An 18335-nucleotide genomic window follows, 5' to 3' on the forward strand; every position below is an offset into this window, starting at 1 on the left:
CTGTTGTTACTGCTTTCTTTTAACAAAAGAGTGTAGTCAGTAATTCAACAGGCTAATAGTGAATATTATTGACGGGCTTACGTCAGAATTCTGAATTAGTTATCCAGCTCGCCCATGGATTTTACCTGGTCACGGTTGATCTGCTCGGTTTGACCGGTTTCGGCGTTCTTGTACGACACCAGACCGGTATCGTCATCCACCTGCGGTTTGCCGTCGGTGACAATGGTTTTGCCATCGGTGGTTTTTACGGCCTGATTAGACGAACAGCCCGCAACGGTAAACATTGTCGTGGCAGCCAGAACGGAAGCGATCAGTAATTTATTTTGCATGGTGTTTTCCCCTGCTCTCAGTTGAATTTCGTTATCGACCTAACCATTTTAGGCTAACTGACTGAAAGCGGATGAAAAACCAGAAGGTTCTGAAGATGGGGAAAATGCCCGGCAGCCGAACGGCACCGGGCATTTTGACTTACTTGCTAATCTGCGCGTGCATTTCCTGCACCGAAATCACCTTCTCGGTGGCATCCGCGTTCAGTGCCATGGCCGTCGCGAACCCGCCGTTCAGGGTGGTGTCGTAGTGCACTTTGTACTGCAGCGCGCTGCGGCGAATCAGCTTGGAGTCTTCAATCGCCTGGCGGCCTGCGGTGGTGTTGATGATGTAGGTGTATTCGCCATTCTTGATACGGTCCTGAATGTGCGGACGACCTTCATGCACCTTGTTCACCAGACGCGGGTTGATGCCGGCTTCGCCCAGCACAATCGCCGTACCGTGGGTTGCGTCCAGCTCGAAGCCCTGTTTCAGCAGCTTGGCGGCCAGGTCAACCACGCGCTCTTTGTCGCCTTCGCGAACGGAGAGCAGCGCACGGCCTGATTTTCTCATGGTGGAGCTACTGCCCAGCTGCGCCTTCGCGAACGCTTCTGCGAAGGTGCGGCCCACGCCCATCACTTCCCCGGTAGAGCGCATTTCTGGCCCTAACAGCGGGTCAACGCCCGGGAATTTGTTGAACGGCAACACCACTTCTTTCACCGAGTAGTACGGTGGAATGATCTCTTTGGTCACGCCCTGCTGCGCCAGCGTCTGGCCCGCCATCACGCGCGCCGCCACTTTCGCCAGCGGTACGCCGGTGGCTTTGGAGACGAACGGTACAGTACGTGCCGCGCGCGGGTTAACTTCAATCAGGTAGACTTCGTTGTCTTTCACTGCGAACTGGACGTTCATCAGACCGCGAACCTGCAGCTCGAAGGCCAGCTTCTGCACCTGCTGGCGCATCACGTCCTGGATTTCCTGGCTCAGGGTGTACGCTGGCAGAGAACAGGCCGAGTCACCGGAGTGCACGCCCGCCTGCTCGATGTGCTCCATGATGCCGCCAATCAGCACCATTTCGCCGTCGCAGATGGCATCAACGTCCACTTCTACCGCATCGTCGAGGAAGCGGTCGAGCAGCACTGGCGCATCGTTGGAGACGCTTACCGCGGTCTGGAAGTAGCGGCGCAGGTCGGCTTCGTCATACACGATTTCCATCGCGCGGCCGCCCAGCACGTACGAAGGACGCACCACCAGCGGGTAACCAATCTCTTTCGCCTTCTCCACCGCTTGTTCAATGGCGGTGACGGTGGCGTTCGCCGGCTGTTTCAGCTTCAGACGGTCAACCGCCTGCTGGAAACGCTCGCGGTCTTCCGCACGGTCAATCGCGTCCGGGCTGGTGCCGATAACCGGCACGCCTGCTGCTTCCAGCGCGCGCGCCAGCTTCAGCGGGGTCTGGCCGCCGTACTGCACGATAACGCCTTTTGGCTTCTCGATGCGCACGATTTCCAGCACGTCTTCCAGGGTAACCGGCTCGAAGTAGAGGCGGTCAGAGGTGTCGTAGTCGGTAGAGACGGTTTCCGGGTTACAGTTGACCATGATGGTCTCGTAACCGTCTTCGCGCAGCGCCAGGGAGGCGTGTACGCAGCAGTAGTCGAACTCGATGCCCTGGCCGATACGGTTTGGACCGCCGCCCAGCACCATAATCTTGTCGCGGTCGACGGACGGGTTCGCTTCGCACTCGTCTTCATAGGTGGAGTACATGTACGCGGTGTCGGTCGAGAATTCAGCCGCACAGGTGTCCACGCGCTTGTAGACCGGGTGCAGGTCGTACTGGTCGCGCAGCTTGCGGATTTCCGCTTCACGCACGCCCGCCAGCTTAGCCAGACGCGCATCGGCAAAGCCTTTACGCTTCAGCACGCGCAGGAAGTCAGCGTCCAGGCCGTTGATGCCCAGCTCCGCCACTTTCTCTTCCAGACGCACCAGCTCTTCAATCTGCACCAGGAACCAGCGGTCAATGTTGGTCAGGTTGAACACGCCGTCGACGGACAGGCCCGCGCGGAAGGCATCGGCGATGTACCAGATACGCTCTGCGCCCGCGTCTTTCAGCTCGCGGCGGATTTTGGTCAGTGCTTCCGGGTCGTCCAGGCTGACTTTCGGGTCAAAGCCGGTCGCGCCCACTTCCAGGCCGCGCAGCGCTTTTTGCAGGGATTCCTGCTGCGTGCGGCCAATCGCCATGACTTCACCAACAGATTTCATCTGGGTAGTCAGACGGTCGTTGGCGCCGGCGAATTTCTCGAAGTTGAAGCGTGGAATTTTGGTGACAACGTAGTCGATGGACGGCTCGAAGGACGCTGGCGTGCGGCCACCGGTGATGTCGTTCATCAGCTCGTCGAGGGTGTAACCCACCGCCAGCTTCGCCGCCACTTTCGCAATCGGGAAGCCGGTCGCTTTAGAGGCCAGCGCGGAGGAACGGGACACGCGCGGGTTCATTTCGATAACAATCAGACGGCCGGTTTTCGGGTTCACGGAGAACTGCACGTTAGAACCGCCGGTTTCCACGCCGATTTCACGCAGTACCGCCATCGAGGCGTTACGCATGATTTGATACTCTTTGTCGGTCAGGGTCTGGGCTGGCGCAACGGTGATGGAGTCACCGGTGTGGATGCCCATCGCATCGAAGTTTTCGATAGAGCAGACGATGATGCAGTTGTCGTTTTTATCACGCACCACTTCCATCTCGTACTCTTTCCAGCCAATCAGCGATTCATCAATCAGCAGCTCTTTGGTTGGGGAGAGATCCAGACCGCGTTCGCAAATCTCTTCGAACTCTTCGCGGTTGTAGGCGATACCGCCGCCGGTACCGCCCATGGTGAACGATGGACGGATAATGCACGGATAGCCCACGTCAGCCGCGACGGCCAGCGCTTCTTCCATATTGTGTGCGATACCAGAACGCGCGGTGTCGAGGCCGATTTTCTTCATCGCCACGTCGAAGCGGCGACGGTCTTCTGCTTTATCAATCGCGTCGGCGGTCGCACCAATCATGGTCACGCCGAATTCGGCCAGCACGCCCTGACGCTCCAGCTCCAGCGCACAGTTCAGCGCCGTCTGGCCGCCCATGGTTGGCAGCACCGCGTCCGGGCGCTCTTTCTCGATAATTTTACGCACCACTTCCCAGTGAATCGGCTCGATGTAGGTTGCATCGGCCATTTCCGGGTCGGTCATGATGGTTGCCGGGTTAGAGTTCACCAGGATAACGCGGTAACCCTCTTCACGCAGGGCTTTACATGCCTGCGCGCCGGAGTAGTCGAATTCGCAGGCCTGGCCGATGACGATCGGTCCAGCGCCAAGGATCAGGATGCTTTTTATGTCTGTACGTTTTGGCATTGTCTTCTCGGCTCCTGATTATTTAGCGGTCTTACGGTATTGCTCGATAAGTTCGATGAAGTGATCGAACAGCGGCGCGGCATCGTGTGGGCCCGGGCTGGCTTCCGGGTGACCCTGGAAGCTGAATGCTGGCTTATCGGTACGGTGGATACCCTGCAGGGTGCCATCGAACAGCGACTTGTGGGTCACGCGCAGGTTAGCCGGCATCGAGGCTTCATCGACGGCAAACCCGTGGTTCTGCGCGGTGATCATCACCGTGTTGTTATCAATGTCTTTCACCGGGTGGTTACCACCGTGGTGGCCGAACTTCATCTTAACGGTGTTCGCACCGCTCGCCAGCGCCAGCAGCTGATGGCCAAGGCAGATGCCGAATACCGGGATGTCGGTTTCCAGGAAGGACTTGATGGCGGCGATGGCGTAATCGCACGGCGCCGGGTCGCCAGGGCCGTTGGACAGGAAAATACCGTCCGGATTCATCTTCAGCACGTCTTCGGCAGACGTTTGTGCCGGAACCACCGTCAGGCGGCATCCGCGGTCAACCAGCATGCGCAGGATGTTGCGCTTGGCGCCGAAATCGTAGGCCACCACGTGGAACGGCAGCTCGCTCTCTTTTTTCGCTTCCGGCAGGTCGCCTTCCAGCGTCCAGCTACCCTGCGTCCAGCTGTAGGCTTCAGCGGTAGTTACTTCTTTCGCCAGGTCCATGCCGTTCAGGCCCGGGAAGGCTTTCGCTTTTTCCAGCGCCAGGGCCGCATCGAGGTTATCACCCGCGATGATGCAGCCGTTTTGTGCACCCTTCTCGCGCAGCAGACGCGTTAACTTACGGGTATCAATATCGGCAATCGCCACGATGTTATGGCGCTTCAGGTAAGAAGAGAGGTCTTCGGTATTGCGGAAGTTGCTGGCAATCAGCGGCAGGTCGCGGATGACCAGGCCTTGCGCATGTACCTGAGAAGATTCTTCGTCAGCCGCATTGGTGCCGACATTGCCGATATGAGGATAAGTAAGAGTAACGATTTGGCGAGAATAGGAAGGATCAGTGAGGATTTCTTGATAACCGGTCATTGAAGTATTGAAAACGACTTCCCCAACCGCCGAACCCGTTGCCCCTATGGCCCGACCGATAAACTGGGTTCCGTCTTCCAGAACCAATAGCGCTGACTTAATCAAAACACCCTCCAGAGAATATTCACTCACTTTATTTGCATATTAATTCATAACCATATCATGAATCAATGCAAATGTGTTGCCAGCGGATTTTTGGCAAACGGCGGCATTCTGGGGATTTGGTGGGTAAAAGTCAACTTAAAACGGATATTTTGTTTAGTCTTTTGCAGGCCTGGTGAAAGGAATGCAGCTTAAGCGACAAAAAGATCAGGTAAATCACTGCGGAAAACGCTTGCGCGCCTGGTTTAATAAAAAGTAACGCGATGGAGCTTAATAAAGTGGACCAAATGGTCAAAATTTACATTCCAGTAACGTAAAAATGCAGCAAGAGATAGCGTTTTATTGGCTTAAATAAAAATACACCACGAAACAGGTAAAATAAAAGGGCAATAAAATATTGCCCTATGCAATCAATCAATTACGACTGCAATAACCACATCACGATGGGTAATAATGCTTACAAATTGTTGAGATCGAGCACATCTCGCATATCAAAAAGGCCATCTTTCTTGTTTTTCAGCCACAAAGCGGAACGCACGGCGCCGTTGGCGAACGTCATTCGACTGGAGGCTTTATGCGTAATTTCGACACGTTCGCCAATATCGGCGAACATCGCCGTGTGTTCGCCGACGATGTCACCCGCTCGCACGGTTGCGAAACCAATGGTGCCCGGGACGCGTTCGCCGGTGTAACCTTCACGGGTATAAACCGCGCAGTCTTTTAAATCTTTATCAAGTGCATGAGCAATCGCTTCGCCCATCGCCAGCGCCGTGCCTGATGGCGCATCAACTTTGTAACGGTGGTGAGCTTCTACGATCTCAATATCGGTATAGTTGCCCATCACCTTCGCGGCCTTCTCCAGCAGCTTCAGCATGACGTTAACGCCCACGCTGAAGTTTGCGGCGAAGACAATTGCAATCTCTTTTGATGCATCCTGGATAGCCTGCTTACCCGCATCGTCAAAACCGGTGGTGCCGATCACCATCCCCTTGCCGTGCTGGCGACAAAAAGCCAGATGCGCGAGCGTCCCTTCCGGGCGGGTAAAATCGATGAAGACATCGAAGTCCTCTTTTACCGCCTCAAGGCTGCTTTGCACGGTAACGCCCGTGTGGCCTGCGCCCGCCAGCTCACCGGCATCGGTCCCCAGAAGCGATGAACCTTCACGCTCCAGGGCCGCGCCAAGCGCGACGCCATCCATCTGAAGTGCCGCCTGAATAAGCTGACGGCCCATACGTCCACCCGCGCCCGCAATGGCGACACGGATCTGTGCATCATGCATAGTTATTCTCTTACGTTAAAATGATGTAAACCGTTTTCAGATTAACCAGCCTTGAGAAGCACTGCCAACTGAAAACACCGATAATTAGAATTTAACGTGAAACCGACTTAAATATCAGTAAAAGACATGATTTTGTCGTCACGATAAAGTAACGAGTAAAAAAAAGGCCAGCACAGGAGGTGCTGGCCTTTCATCAGAAAAAGGACTATTCGACTTCGCGGGCGTCGATGCGCAGTTCTTTCGGGACTTCGAAAACGATGTTCTCTTCACGTCCTTCCAGCGGCACCGCTTCGCCACCACCCAGCTCCTGCAGACGGGAAATGACGTTCTGTACCAGAATATCGGGCGCAGACGCCCCGGCCGTCACGCCGACACAGGTCGCGTGCTTAACCCACTCTTCCTGAATATCTGACGCATCATCAATCAGGAAAGCCATTTTCCCCATACGCTGCGCCAGTTCGGCCAGACGGTTGGAGTTAGAGGAGTTTTTGGAGCCGACCACCAGCACCACATCCGCCTGTTCAGCCAGTGCGCGCACCGCTTCCTGACGGTTAGTGGTCGCGTAGCAGATATCATCCTTACGCGGACCGACGATTTTCGGGAAGCGCTGGCGCAGGGCGTCAATCACGTCTGAAGTATCGTCTACGGAGAGCGTCGTCTGGGTCATAAACGACAGACGGGCTTCATTTTTTACGTTCAGCGTAAAGACATCTTCCGGCGACTCGACCAGATACATGCCCCCTTCCGGGTTACTGTACTGACCCATGGTGCCTTCAACTTCCGGATGACCGGCATGGCCAATCAGAATCGACTCTTCACCGCGACGGCTGGCGCGCGCCACTTCCATATGCACTTTTGTCACCAAAGGACAGGTGGCATCAAATACGGTCAGGTCGCGGCTTTTCGCCTCGTTGCGTACCGCCTGAGAGACGCCGTGCGCGGAGAAGATCAGGATCGCACCGTCCGGCACTTCGCTGATCTGCTCAATGAATATAGCGCCGCGCTCGCGCAGGCTGTCGACCACGTAGCGGTTATGCACCACTTCGTGACGCACATAAATCGGCGCGCCGTAAATCTCCAGCGCGTTTTCAACAATGCTGATAGCGCGGTCTACACCGGCGCAAAAGCCGCGCGGGTTAGCCAACAGGATCTGCATTTCAGGCCTCCAGTGCAGGATCGATTTCCAGCACTTCAACATCAAAATGAACGGTACGCCCGGCAAGCGGATGGTTGAAGTCAACGGTAATAGAGTCACCGTTGATTTCGCGGATCACGCCAGGCATTTCGCTGCCGTCCATAGCGGTAAAGAGCATAATCGCTCCGATTTCCGGTTCACCCGCGTCCATAAACTCGCGGCGCGAGAAATACTGGATCAGGTCCGGACTCGGCACGCCAAACGCGGCATCCGGCTCCAGCGAAAAGGCTTTTTTCTCACCCTCTTTCAGACCGAGAAGCTGCTGCTCAAGACCTTCAGACAGGGAGGTATCACCAAGACGAAACAGGGCCGGTTTGCCGTTGTTGCGGGTGGATTCGGCCGTGGAGCCGTCATCCAGCTTCAGCGTGAAGTGAACAAGAACCGCGCTGTTGCTCTGTACGGATTTAGACATGCAAATTGCTCGCTTGTTTTGGGTCACCTGTTGCCCGGTGGCGCTGCGCTTACCGGGCCTACGGGAGGCCACAAATTCTGTAGGCCGGGTAAGCGCAGCGCCACCCGGCATTGACAATTAAGCCTGCTCTTTCGCAGCCGGTTTAGGCAAGAAGCCTTCCAGCACGATTAACGCGGCGCCTACGCAAATTGCGGTGTCGGCCAGGTTAAAGGTCGCGAAGTGCCAGTCGCCGACGTAGAAGTCGATCATATCGACCACAAAGCCGTGCCACAGGCGGTCAAACAGGTTGCCCAGCGCGCCGCCAATGATCAGCGCGTAGGCGATGTTATTCAGCTTTTGCGTCGCCTTCGAACGGTACATCAGCACCGCGAGGATCACGCAGATACCGAGAGCGATACCCGCAAAGAACCAGCGCTGCCAGCCACCGCTGTCGGCAAGGAAACTAAACGCTGCGCCGTAGTTACGCGCGTAGTGCAGGTTAAGCGACGGGAACAGCGGGACCGTCTCCCCCAGAGCGAAATTCTGGAGGATCAGGAATTTGCTGCCCAGATCGATAATCAGCACCACCACAACCAGCCACAGCCAGCGCAGTCCTGTTGAACAGAGAGTTTTACTCATCAGGCAAACTTACGTTTTTCGCCGTCACCGGCGACGTTGCTTACACAGCGTCCGCAGATGTCTGCGTGTTCCGCCACCTGGCCAACATCGGTGGTGTAATGCCAGCAACGCGGGCATTTCTCACCGTCGGCTTTGCTCAGCGCGACTTTCAGTCCTTTGAGCAGTTCGCTCTGCTGAGCATCAGCAGAAGCCTCGGCATAATCCGCAACTTTCGCGCCCGAGGTCAACAGGACAAATCGTAATTCATCGCCCAGCGCCGTCAGTTTCGCCGCCAGCTCCGGTTCGGCGTACAGCGTGACTGCCGCTTCCAGAGAGCCGCCGACTTTCTTGTCCGCACGCGCCTGCTCGATAACCTTGTTCACTTCACCACGCACTTTCAGCAGCTCGTCCCAGAAGGCATCGTTCATTGCTTCGGTGCTGGAGAGATCGAACAGCCCCTCGTACCACTCGCCCGTGAACACATACTTCTCACGATCGCCCGGCAGGTAGCCCCAGATTTCGTCCGCGGTGAAGGACATGATCGGCGCCATCCAGCGCACCAGCGCTTCTGCGATGTGGAACAGCGCGGTCTGGCAGCTACGACGCGCCACGCTGTCCGCTTTCGCGGTGTACTGGCGGTCTTTGATGATGTCGAGGTAGAACGAGCCCATCTCGATAGAGCAGAAGCGCATCAGGCGCTGCACCACTTCGTGGAAGTCGTAAGACTCATAGGCTTTCAGGATATCTTCCTGCGCCGCTTTCGCGCAGCCTACCGCCCAGCGATCCAGCACCACCATCTCTTCCGGTTTCACCATGTCTTTTGCCGGATCGAACCCGTTCAGGTTCGCCAGCAGGAAGCGCGCGGTGTTACGGATACGACGATAGCTGTCGGCGGCACGCTTCAGGATCTCGTCAGACACCGCCATTTCGCCGGTGTAGTCGGTCGACGCCACCCACAGACGCAGAATGTCTGCGCCCAGCTTGTTCATCACATCCTGCGGAGAAACGGTGTTACCGATAGATTTGGACATCTTGCGGCCCTGACCATCCACGGTGAAGCCGTGAGTCAGTACCTGACGGTAAGGCGCTTTACCCTTCATGGCGGTGGAGATCATCAGAGATGACATGAACCAGCCGCGGTGTTGGTCGGAGCCTTCCAGATACATATCGGCAGCGTGACCGGCAAATTCCGGACGCACGTCAACCACGGAGGAGTGGGTAGACCCGGAGTCGAACCACACGTCCAGGGTATCCGGCACTTTTTCGTAGCTGTCTGCGTCAGCGCCCAGGATGTCGCGGGCGTCGAGATCCCACCACGCCTGAATGCCGTCAACTTCGACGCGCTTCGCCACTTCTTCCATCAGTTCCAGCGTGTTCGGGTGCAGCTCCTGCGTCTCTTTATGTACGAACAGAGACATCGGCACGCCCCAGGTACGCTGACGGGAGATACACCAGTCAGGACGGTTAGCCACCATGGATTCGATACGCGCCTGGCCCCAGTCAGGGATCCACTGCACGCCTTTGATCTCTTTCAGAGACTGCTCGCGCAGGCCTTTCTGATCCATGCTGATGAACCACTGCGGGGTCGCACGGAAGATGATTGGGGTCTTGTGACGCCAGCAGCACGGATAGCTGTGCTGCATTTTTTCAACGTGCAGCAGCGCGCCGCTGGTGCGCAGCATGTCGACGATGATGTCGTTCGCTTTGAAGACGTTGATGCCGTCCAGCGCCGGATAGGTGCCTGGCAGGTAAGATCCGTCCGGGCCAACCGGGTTAGCGATTTCCAGGCCGTACTTCAGGCTGATGTTGTAGTCGTCAGGACCGTGGCCACCGGCGGTATGTACCGCACCGGTACCCGCTTCCAGCGTCACGTGGTCGCCCAGGATCGCCGGAACGTCGAAGTCCAGGAACGGGTGTTTGAAGCGCATCAGCTCCAGCGCGTCGCCTTTCACGGTGCCCAGCACGGTGTAGTCGGTGATATGCGCGCGCTTCAGCACGCTCTCAACCAGATCTTTCGCCAGGATAACCGCCTGACCTTCAACCTGAACCAGCGCGTATTCGAACTCACCGGACAGGGAGATCGCGCGGTTGGCTGGCAGGGTCCACGGGGTGGTGGTCCAGATAACCAAAGAGATCGGGCCGTTAATGGACGACACGCCAAATTTGGCTTTCACCGCATCCTGATCGACGGCATGGAACGCCACGTCGATAGACGGAGAGGTTTTGTCGTAATACTCAACTTCCGCTTCTGCCAGCGCAGAGCGGCAGTCCACGCACCAGTGCACCGGCTTAGCGCCTTTGTGCAGGTGGCCGTTACCGATGATTTTACCCAGCGCACGGATGATGTTGGCTTCAGTTTTGAAGTCCATGGTCAGGTACGGGTGCGACCAGTCGCCCAGCACGCCCAGACGGATGAAGTCAGCGCGCTGACCGTCAACCTGCGTCGCGGCGTATTCGCGGCACTTCGCACGGAACTCGGCGGCGGTGAACTTCTCACCCGGCTTGCCAAACTCTTGCTCCACTTTCAGCTCGATTGGCAGACCGTGGCAGTCCCAGCCCGGAACGTAAGGCGAGTCATATCCCGTGAGGCCTTTGGACTTCACGATAATGTCTTTCAGAATCTTGTTAACCGAGTGACCAATATGAATGCTGCCATTCGCATATGGAGGGCCATCATGCAGAATGAAGGATTTTTTGCCTTTTTTGGCTGCACGAATGATGCCGTACAGGTCATCATCGGTCCAACGCGCCAGCATTCCCGGTTCGCGCTTGGCGAGATCGCCGCGCATCGGGAACCCTGTTTCCGGCAAATTCAGGGTTGATTTATAGTCACTCATCAGATTCTCGGTTCCGTATTTATCACGTAGGCAGTTAAGCCGGGTTCAAAGCCCAAAAAACTCGCGGGCCGTCAATTCATCTCGCGCAATTTGCGCTTTTAGTTCATCCAGCGAACCAAATCGCTGCTCGTTGCGTATTTTTTTACGCAGTATCACATCTATATGGCGACCATAGAGGTCCATTACAACGTCCAGCAGGTGCACTTCTAGCTGTTGACGCACACCGGCGACGGTCGGACGCGTGCCAATGTTGGCGACGCCGTAAAACGGCCTATCGCCCAGTCCTGCCACTTCCACCGCATACACCCCTTTAACCGGGGAAACCTGACGACGCAGCGGTATATTCGCCGTCGGGAAGCCTATCGTGCGGCCCAGCGCATCGCCATGGACCACGCGACCAGAGATGGTGAACGGATGTCCCAGCAGGTTTTCCGCCGTATCCAGTTCGTCATCAGCCAGTGCCCGGCGAACCGCCGTGCTGCTGACGCGCACGCCGCCTTCGCAGAAGGTCATCGCGCTGGTGACGTCAAATCCGTACTCCAGACCAGCCTTCTGTAATAGCAAGAAATCGCCCTGACGACCAGCGCCAAAGCGGAAATCATCGCCCACGGCGAGAAACTGCACGCCAAGACGCTTAACCAGCAGGTCGCTGACGAAATTTTGTGCTGTCAGCGCGGCAAAACGGCGATCGAAACGTACACACAATACATAGTCCACGCCGGACTCCGCCAGATAGCGCAGCTTCTCGCGCAGGCGAGTGAGGCGGGCGGGAGATTTATCGCCCGCGAACAGCTCCAGCGGCTGCGGTTCGAAAATCATCACAACAACGGGCAGGCCACGGGCCTCCCCTTCTTTACGCAATCCCTGCAACAGCGCCTGATGACCACGATGCACGCCGTCGAAATTACCAATGGTCAGCACGCACCCGTGTGGCGCGCTGCTGAGATTATGTATGCCGCGTATCAGCTTCATGTCTGGCTCAAAACAGTGAAAATCGCCAAAGTATACCTTGTACAGCGGTTAAGGTTAACCGGCGATTGTTCGCGCAAAACAGAAAGCCGTAATGATTTCATCAGGCTGACCTTTCGCAGCGAAAAAATCTGCTCGTGAACTGCGATTTTTATGCCGAAAGGCTGTATTCAGGGAAGACAAGCTGGTAGAATCCTGCGCCATCACTACGTAACGTAGCGTCGCTAATTAACGGCGCTTATTTGCACAAATCCATTGACAAAAGAAGGCAAAGAGGGCATATTCCTCGGCCTTTGAATTGTCCACATAGAACATATTTGGGAGTTGGACTTGGCTAATATCAAATCAGCTAAGAAACGTGCCGTTCAGTCTGAAAAGGCTCGTAAGCACAACGCAAGCCGTCGCTCTATGATGCGTACTTTCATCAAGAAAGTATACGCAGCAATCGAAGCAGGCGACAAAGCTGCAGCGCAGAACGCATTTAACGAAATGCAACCAATCGTGGATCGTCAGGCTGCTAAAGGTCTGATCCACAAAAACAAAGCAGCGCGTCATAAAGCAAACCTGACCGCGCAGATCAACAAACTGGCTTAATCGCTACTTGTTGTTGCTTGTTTAAAGAACCCGCTTAACGCGGGTTTTTTTATGCCCTCAGATTGCCGGTGGCGTAAACAGCGCCGCGTAGTCACGGTTACAGATTCGCTGTACCGCCGGGTGCTGAATCATCCTTTCGGCAAATATGGCGTGATACTCCTCCATCACGTTATCCACTCTGCCTATCTCCGTAATCTTATCGTCCGAATAGAGATCGTGCGCGTACAGCGTCGGCGCAACGAAGATCGCGTTATGCGCTTCGCCAAAGGCTTTCATCAGCGCCGCATCGTCGAACTCACCGAGGATTTCTACCTTTAGCCCCTGCGAGTTAAACCAGTTCAGCAGCTTGCGTCCGAGCATGGAACGCCTTCCCGGCACCAGCAGGCGGCGCTCTTCAAGGCACGCGGGGAACGGTTTTTCCGGCGGCGGGTTAATGCACCAGAAGCTGACGCCGCATTCGCCAATCTTTACCGAGAACAGCCCTTCCTGCTGGGTGGAGTCAATCGGACAGTCCGAGATAATCATGTCCAGCTTGTGCTGGCTCAGCTGTTCCAGCAGCATTTCGTGGGTGGATTCAAAGCAGCGCAGGTGGATTTGCTCATCTTCCACCACCGCCGCATCCAGCACGCCGCTCACCAGCCGCTTGGACAGCGCATCCGCCACGCCCACGTCAAAGAGCAGGTTCGACTCTTTGCGGTAGTTGACGATATCCAGCATCTCCTGGCTCAGGGTGAACATTTTGTCCGCATAGCGGAACACCAGCTCACCCAGTTCGCTGGGTTCAATCCCACGCCCTTTACGCTTGAACAGCTTGCCCTGCAGACGCTCTTCCAGGGCTTTGATTTGCCCGGTGATGGTTTGCGGCGTCAGGTAGAGCGCCTCTGCGGCCCCCACCACCGAGCCCTGTTTATAGACGTGCCAGAAGTAGTACAGATGGTTGTAATTTAAATGAGACATCGTGTCTTCTCTCCCTGAGTGTGTATCGGGAGAAGGCTCGCCTCCTCCCGGTGTTCCGCTATGCCTGGACGGCCTGTCCGGACAATTTCACCTTCAACAAGGTATAACCGATTATCGCGGCCAGTAATGACCCGATGAGGATGCCGAGTTTCGCCCAGACGATAAGCTCAGGCGCATGCGCACCAAACGCCAGCGTCGAGATAAAGATCGACATCGTAAACCCGATGCCACACAGCACGCCGACGGCCATAATCTGCGTAAACGTGGTGCCGTGCGGCAATGACGCCAGCTTCAGCTTCGTCGCCAGCCAGCAGAAGAGGCTAATGCCCAGCGGCTTACCGATAAACAGCCCGGCAATGATGCCCAGCGGCAGCACGGACGTCAGCCCGTCCAGCGTCACGCCCCCCAGGGAAACACCGGCGTTAGCAAACGCAAACAGCGGCAGGATCATAAAGGCAACCCACGGGTGCAGCACATGCTCCAGCTGTTTGGCAGGCGACCTGCCGTCCTGTGGCTTAAGCGGCACGAAAAAGCCGACGATCACACCAGCCAGCGTAGCGTGCACGCCCGATTTCAGCACCGCCGTCCACAGCACCATCCCCACCAGGATATAGATACCGATGCGGCGAACATTGAAGATGTTCAGCAGCGCCAGCACCGCAATCGCCCCGGCGGCCACGCTCAGGGACAGGATCGACAGATCGCTGGTGTAGAACAGCGCAATAATCACGATCGCGCCCAGGTCATCAATAATCGCCAGCGCCATCAGGAAGATTTTCAGCGCAACCGGCACGCGGCTGCCGAGCAGGGCTAAGACACCGAGCGCAAAGGCGATATCCGTCGCAGCCGGGATCGCCCAGCCGTCACGCGCTACAGGATCCTGCCAGGTGAACGCCAGGAAAAGCAGCGCCGGAACGACCATTCCGCCAATGGCGGCGATCACCGGAAACGCCGCGCGCTGGCGGCTGGCAAGCGAGCCCAGAACCAGCTCACGCTTAACCTCAAGCCCGACGAGCAGGAAGAACACCGCCATGAGGGCATCGTTGATCCACAGCAACATGTTCTTGTTAATTTCCAGCGCCCCGACCTTCAGCTCAACGGGCGTTTCCAGAAATGCATGGTAGAGATCCTGCGTGATGCCAAGGTTAGCCAGCACCATCGCGGCCGCTGCAGCAATAATCAGGATCACGCCACCGGACGCCTCACTGCTAAAGAAACGGTGTAGTAATTTCATTTAAGTTCTCTCTTTTACAACAATACCTCGATAAAACCATAATACCAAGCCAAATAACTCGGCAAAAACAGATTAATGTTGAGTATAGACTCAGTTTAACCGAGCTATACGCGCAAATAAAAAGCCCGGAATCGCTTCCGGGCTTTTGCGGATGAAAACCTGAGAACAGATTAACGGGTCAAATCATCGAAGAATTTTTTGACGCCATCGAAGAAGCTTTTGGAACGCGGGCTATTTTTTTCACCCGTCGGGCCGCCAAAGCTCTCCTGCAACTCTTTCAGTAGCTGTTTCTGCCTGTCGTTCAGGCCAACCGGCGTTTCCACGACGACGCGGCACAGCAGGTCGCCCTGCGCGCCACCGCGAACGGATTTAACGCCTTTCCCGCGCATGCGGAACAGCTTGCCGGTCTGGGTTTCGCCCGGCACTTTCAGGTTCACGCGACCGTCCAGCGTAGGCACTTCGATTTCACCACCGAGTGCCGCCATCGCGAAGTTGATCGGCACTTCGCAGTACAGGTTATTACCTTCACGCTCAAAGATGGCGTGCTGCTTGACCTGAACCTGAACGTACAGATCGCCTGCCGGTGCGCCGTGCTCCCCTGCTTCACCTTCACCCGCCAGACGGATGCGGTCGCCCGTATCGACGCCAGCCGGGATTTTAACGGACAGGGTCTTGGTTTTCTCAACGCGACCGTGGCCGTGGCATTTGGTGCACGGATCTTTAATCAGCGTACCGCGACCATGACAGTGCGGACAGGCCTGCTGCACCGCGAAGAAGCCCTGGCGCATCTGCACCTGACCGGAACCGTGACAGGTTGGACAGGTCTGAGGCTGCGTACCCGCTTTCGCGCCGCTGCCGTGGCAAACGTCACACTCTTCCAGCGTCGGGATACGGATCTCTTTGGTGACGCCGCGAACGGCCTCTTCCAGCGTCAGCTCCATGTTGTAGCGCAGGTCCGCGCCGCGCGCCGCGCGCTGACGACCACGGCCGCCGCCGAAGATGTCGCCAAACACATCGCCAAAGATATCGCTGAAGTCAGCGCCGCCGCCAAAGCCGCCGCCGCCGAATCCACCGCCGCCCATGCCGCCCTGTTCAAAGGCTGCGTGACCGTACTGGTCATAGGCCGCACGTTTTTGTGCATCGGTCAGGACTTCGTAGGCTTCTTTGATCTCTTTAAATTTGGCTTCAGCCTCTTTGTCACCCTGATTACGGTCCGGGTGGAATTTCATGGCCAGGCGCTTATACGCCTTTTTGATTTCACGCTCTTCCGCAGTTTTCGGAACGCCTAAAATCTCGTAATAGTCTTGCTTTGCCATTGGTTTTTTTAAGCCCCTTAACATGCGAGCACGGGCGTGGAGAATTCTCCTACGCCCGTGCCGATTAATTACCCTGCATCAGGGCGATTATTTTTTATCTTTAACTTCTTCGAACTCAGCGTCGACAACGTCGTCGTCTTTCGCGTTGTTCGCCGAAGCGTCAGCGCCCGCCTGCTGTTGAGCGTGCTGCTGCTGAGCGATTTCCATCAGCTTCTGAGAAGCCTGCGCCAGCTCCTGCATCTTCGCTTCGATGTCCGCTTTATCTTCACCTTTCAGTGAGGATTCCAGCGCACTCAGTGCAGCTTCGATAGCAGTCTTGTCTTCCGCTGGCAGTTTATCGCCTGCTTCTTCAACCTGCTTACGGGTACTGTGCAGCAGATGGTCACCCTGGTTGCGGGTCTGAACCAGCTCTTCGAACTTACGGTCGGATTCCGCGTTAGCTTCGGCATCACGAACCATTTTTTCGATTTCCGCTTCGTTCAGGCCAGAAGATGCCTTGATGGTGATCTTCTGCTCTTTACCGCTGTTTTTGTCTTTCGCAGACACGTGCAGGATACCGTCAGCATCGATGTCGAAGGTCACTTCGATCTGCGGCATGCCGCGCGGTGCCGGGTTAATACCGTCCAGGTTGAACTGACCCAGAGATTTGTTATCCGCCGCACGCTTACGCTCACCCTGAATCACATGGATGGTTACCGCAGACTGGTTGTCTTCAGCGGTAGAGAACACCTGGCTGTGTTTCGTTGGGATGGTGGTGTTTTTGTTGATGAGCGCAGTCATCACACCGCCCATGGTTTCGATACCCAGAGACAGCGGGGTAACGTCCAGCAGCAGTACGTCTTTAACTTCACCGGTCAGTACGCCACCCTGAACCGCAGCGCCGATTGCAACCGCTTCGTCCGGGTTAACGTCTTTACGTGGCTCTTTACCAAAGAACTCAGCCACTTTCTTCTGAACCATTGGCATACGGGTCTGACCACCCACCAGGATAACGTCCTGGATATCGGATACGGACAGGCCAGCGTCCTGCAGAGCAACTTTCAGCGGCTCGATAGAACGGTTCACCAGGTCTTCTACCAGGCTTTCCAGTTTCGCACGGGTCACTTTGATGTTCATGTGTTTAGGACCGGTCGCGTCTGCGGTGATGTACGGCAGGTTCACGTCGGTCTGCTGAGCGGAAGACAGCTCGATCTTCGCTTTCTCAGCGGCTTCTTTCAGGCGCTGCATGGCCAGCGGATCGTTACGCAGGTCAATGCCCTGATCTTTCTTGAACTCGTCAACGAGGTAGTTGATCAGACGGGTATCGAAGTCTTCACCACCCAGGTGGGTATCACCGTTGGTTGCCAGAACTTCGAAGGTTTTTTCGCCGTCAACTTCGTCGATTTCGATAATAGAGATATCGAAGGTACCACCACCCAGGTCGTAAACCGCGATAGTGCGGTTGCCAACTTCTTTATCCAGACCGTAAGCCAGTGCAGCAGCGGTTGGTTCGTTGATGATACGTTTTACTTCCAGACCTGCGATACGGCCAGCATCTTTGGTTGCCTGACGCTGAGCATCGTTGAAGTACGCAGGAACGGTGATAACAGCTTCAGTTACCGGCTCACCCAGGTAATCTTCAGCGGTTTTCTTCATTTTTTTCAGCACTTCAGCAGAAATCTGCGGTGGTGCAGTTTTGGTGCCTTTCACATCAAGCCATGCATCGCCGTTATCTGCCGCGATGATTTTGTAAGGCATGATGGAAACGTCACGCTGAACTTCTTCGTCCTGGAAGCGGCGGCCGATCAGGCGTTTAATCGCAAACAGGGTGTTTTGCGGGTTTGTCACTGCCTGACGTTTAGCCGGCTGACCAACCAGAGTTTCACCATCCTGGGTATAAGCAATGATAGAAGGCGTGGTGCGATCGCCCTCGGCGTTCTCCAGCACGCGTGCAGTAGTGCCATCCATAATCGCTACACAAGAGTTGGTAGTACCCAGGTCGATACCAATAATTTTACCCATCTAAACGTCTCCACTAAAAATTCAGTCAACATGTGGTTGTGTACCTGTAATAAGGGCAGAACGTGCTTTTTCAACTGCCCAGATTTG

At 55.9% G+C, this 18335-nt stretch carries 14 protein-coding genes and 1 pseudogene; 1 reads left to right on the forward strand and 14 read right to left on the reverse strand.

Annotated features, from left to right (window positions below):
* Positions 1-95 precede the first annotated feature (95 nt).
* From N037_RS18060 to N037_RS25275, 10 genes and pseudogenes are all read right to left on the reverse strand, one after another.
* Positions 96-329: a YgdI/YgdR family lipoprotein gene (locus tag N037_RS18060; RefSeq protein ID WP_023310357.1), complete on the reverse strand. Its 234-nt coding sequence runs from the start codon at positions 327-329 to the stop codon at positions 96-98.
* Between the two features lie 139 nt (positions 330-468).
* Positions 469-3693, reverse strand: a complete 3225-nt coding sequence (carB, locus tag N037_RS18065) for a carbamoyl-phosphate synthase large subunit (protein ID WP_032642610.1) — start codon at positions 3691-3693, stop codon at positions 469-471.
* An 18-nt stretch (positions 3694-3711) separates the two neighbouring features.
* Positions 3712-4860 carry a glutamine-hydrolyzing carbamoyl-phosphate synthase small subunit gene (carA, locus tag N037_RS18070; protein ID WP_032642612.1) on the reverse strand — a complete coding sequence of 383 codons (1149 nt, stop codon included), beginning with the start codon at positions 4858-4860 and terminating at the stop codon, positions 3712-3714.
* Positions 4861-5314: 454 nt separating this feature from the next.
* On the reverse strand, positions 5315-6136 hold the full coding sequence (gene dapB, locus N037_RS18075; RefSeq protein ID WP_029740868.1) for a 4-hydroxy-tetrahydrodipicolinate reductase: 822 nt from the start codon (positions 6134-6136) through the stop codon (positions 5315-5317).
* A gap of 205 nt (positions 6137-6341) precedes the next feature.
* Positions 6342-7292, reverse strand: a complete 951-nt coding sequence (gene ispH, locus N037_RS18080) for a 4-hydroxy-3-methylbut-2-enyl diphosphate reductase (protein WP_032642615.1) — start codon at positions 7290-7292, stop codon at positions 6342-6344.
* 1 nt (position 7293) lies between these two features.
* Complete coding sequence (gene fkpB, locus N037_RS18085; protein WP_003856450.1) at positions 7294-7743, reverse strand: FKBP-type peptidyl-prolyl cis-trans isomerase; 450 nt, start codon at positions 7741-7743, stop codon at positions 7294-7296.
* A gap of 117 nt (positions 7744-7860) precedes the next feature.
* Entirely contained in the window at positions 7861-8361 is a 501-nt protein-coding gene (gene lspA / locus N037_RS18090; protein WP_023310352.1) for a signal peptidase II, read from the reverse strand.
* On the reverse strand, positions 8361-11177 hold the full coding sequence (ileS, locus tag N037_RS18095; protein ID WP_032642618.1) for an isoleucine--tRNA ligase: 2817 nt from the start codon (positions 11175-11177) through the stop codon (positions 8361-8363). Before ileS ends, lspA begins: the two co-directional genes overlap by 1 nt.
* A 45-nt stretch (positions 11178-11222) precedes the next feature.
* Complete coding sequence (ribF, locus tag N037_RS18100; protein ID WP_032642620.1) at positions 11223-12149, reverse strand: bifunctional riboflavin kinase/FAD synthetase; 927 nt, start codon at positions 12147-12149, stop codon at positions 11223-11225.
* 7 nt (positions 12150-12156) lie between these two features.
* Positions 12157-12375, reverse strand: a pseudogene (locus tag N037_RS25275) (DUF2575 domain-containing protein).
* Positions 12376-12476: 101 nt separating this feature from the next.
* Between N037_RS25275 and rpsT the strand changes: the two are divergent.
* Positions 12477-12740, forward strand: coding sequence for a 30S ribosomal protein S20 (gene rpsT / locus N037_RS18105; protein ID WP_003856458.1), 264 nt, complete (start codon positions 12477-12479; stop codon positions 12738-12740).
* Positions 12741-12797: 57 nt separating this feature from the next.
* On the opposite strand, the gene nhaR is transcribed toward rpsT, so the two are convergent.
* From nhaR to dnaK, 4 genes are all read right to left on the reverse strand, one after another.
* Complete coding sequence (gene nhaR / locus N037_RS18110) at positions 12798-13697, reverse strand: transcriptional activator NhaR (RefSeq protein WP_029740864.1); 900 nt, start codon at positions 13695-13697, stop codon at positions 12798-12800.
* A gap of 58 nt (positions 13698-13755) precedes the next feature.
* The gene (nhaA, locus tag N037_RS18115) at positions 13756-14931 is read right to left on the reverse strand and encodes a Na+/H+ antiporter NhaA (protein ID WP_032642622.1); all 1176 of its coding nucleotides are present in this window, start codon (positions 14929-14931) and stop codon (positions 13756-13758) included.
* A 170-nt stretch (positions 14932-15101) separates the two neighbouring features.
* Positions 15102-16247 (reverse strand): molecular chaperone DnaJ, encoded by a 1146-nt coding sequence (dnaJ, locus tag N037_RS18120; RefSeq protein WP_023334462.1) that lies wholly within the window; start codon positions 16245-16247, stop codon positions 15102-15104.
* Between the two features lie 87 nt (positions 16248-16334).
* Positions 16335-18248, reverse strand: coding sequence for a molecular chaperone DnaK (dnaK, locus tag N037_RS18125; RefSeq protein ID WP_023310346.1), 1914 nt, complete (start codon positions 18246-18248; stop codon positions 16335-16337).
* Positions 18249-18335 lie beyond the last annotated feature (87 nt).

Source organism: Enterobacter sp. EGD-HP1 (genome assembly GCF_000733275.2).
In the GTDB taxonomy this organism is placed as follows: domain Bacteria; phylum Pseudomonadota; class Gammaproteobacteria; order Enterobacterales; family Enterobacteriaceae; genus Enterobacter.

Bases quoted from the DNA above. Each gene is read 5' to 3' on its own strand.
- dapB (WP_029740868.1), bottom strand. From the start codon at position 6,136: ATGCATGATGCACAGATCCGTGTCGCCATTGCGGGCGCGGGTGGACGT.
- nhaR (WP_029740864.1), bottom strand. From the start codon at position 13,697: ATGTCTCATTTAAATTACAACCATCTGTACTACTTCTGGCACGTCTAT.
- lspA (WP_023310352.1), bottom strand. From the start codon at position 8,361: ATGAGTAAAACTCTCTGTTCAACAGGACTGCGCTGGCTGTGGCTGGTT.
- nhaA (WP_032642622.1), bottom strand. From the start codon at position 14,931: ATGAAATTACTACACCGTTTCTTTAGCAGTGAGGCGTCCGGTGGCGTG.
- dnaK (WP_023310346.1), bottom strand. From the start codon at position 18,248: ATGGGTAAAATTATTGGTATCGACCTGGGTACTACCAACTCTTGTGTA.
- dnaJ (WP_023334462.1), bottom strand. From the start codon at position 16,247: ATGGCAAAGCAAGACTATTACGAGATTTTAGGCGTTCCGAAAACTGCG.
- N037_RS18060 (WP_023310357.1), bottom strand. From the start codon at position 329: ATGCAAAATAAATTACTGATCGCTTCCGTTCTGGCTGCCACGACAATG.
- ispH (WP_032642615.1), bottom strand. From the start codon at position 7,292: ATGCAGATCCTGTTGGCTAACCCGCGCGGCTTTTGCGCCGGTGTAGAC.
- carB (WP_032642610.1), bottom strand. From the start codon at position 3,693: ATGCCAAAACGTACAGACATAAAAAGCATCCTGATCCTTGGCGCTGGA.
- ileS (WP_032642618.1), bottom strand. From the start codon at position 11,177: ATGAGTGACTATAAATCAACCCTGAATTTGCCGGAAACAGGGTTCCCG.
- fkpB (WP_003856450.1), bottom strand. From the start codon at position 7,743: ATGTCTAAATCCGTACAGAGCAACAGCGCGGTTCTTGTTCACTTCACG.
- ribF (WP_032642620.1), bottom strand. From the start codon at position 12,149: ATGAAGCTGATACGCGGCATACATAATCTCAGCAGCGCGCCACACGGG.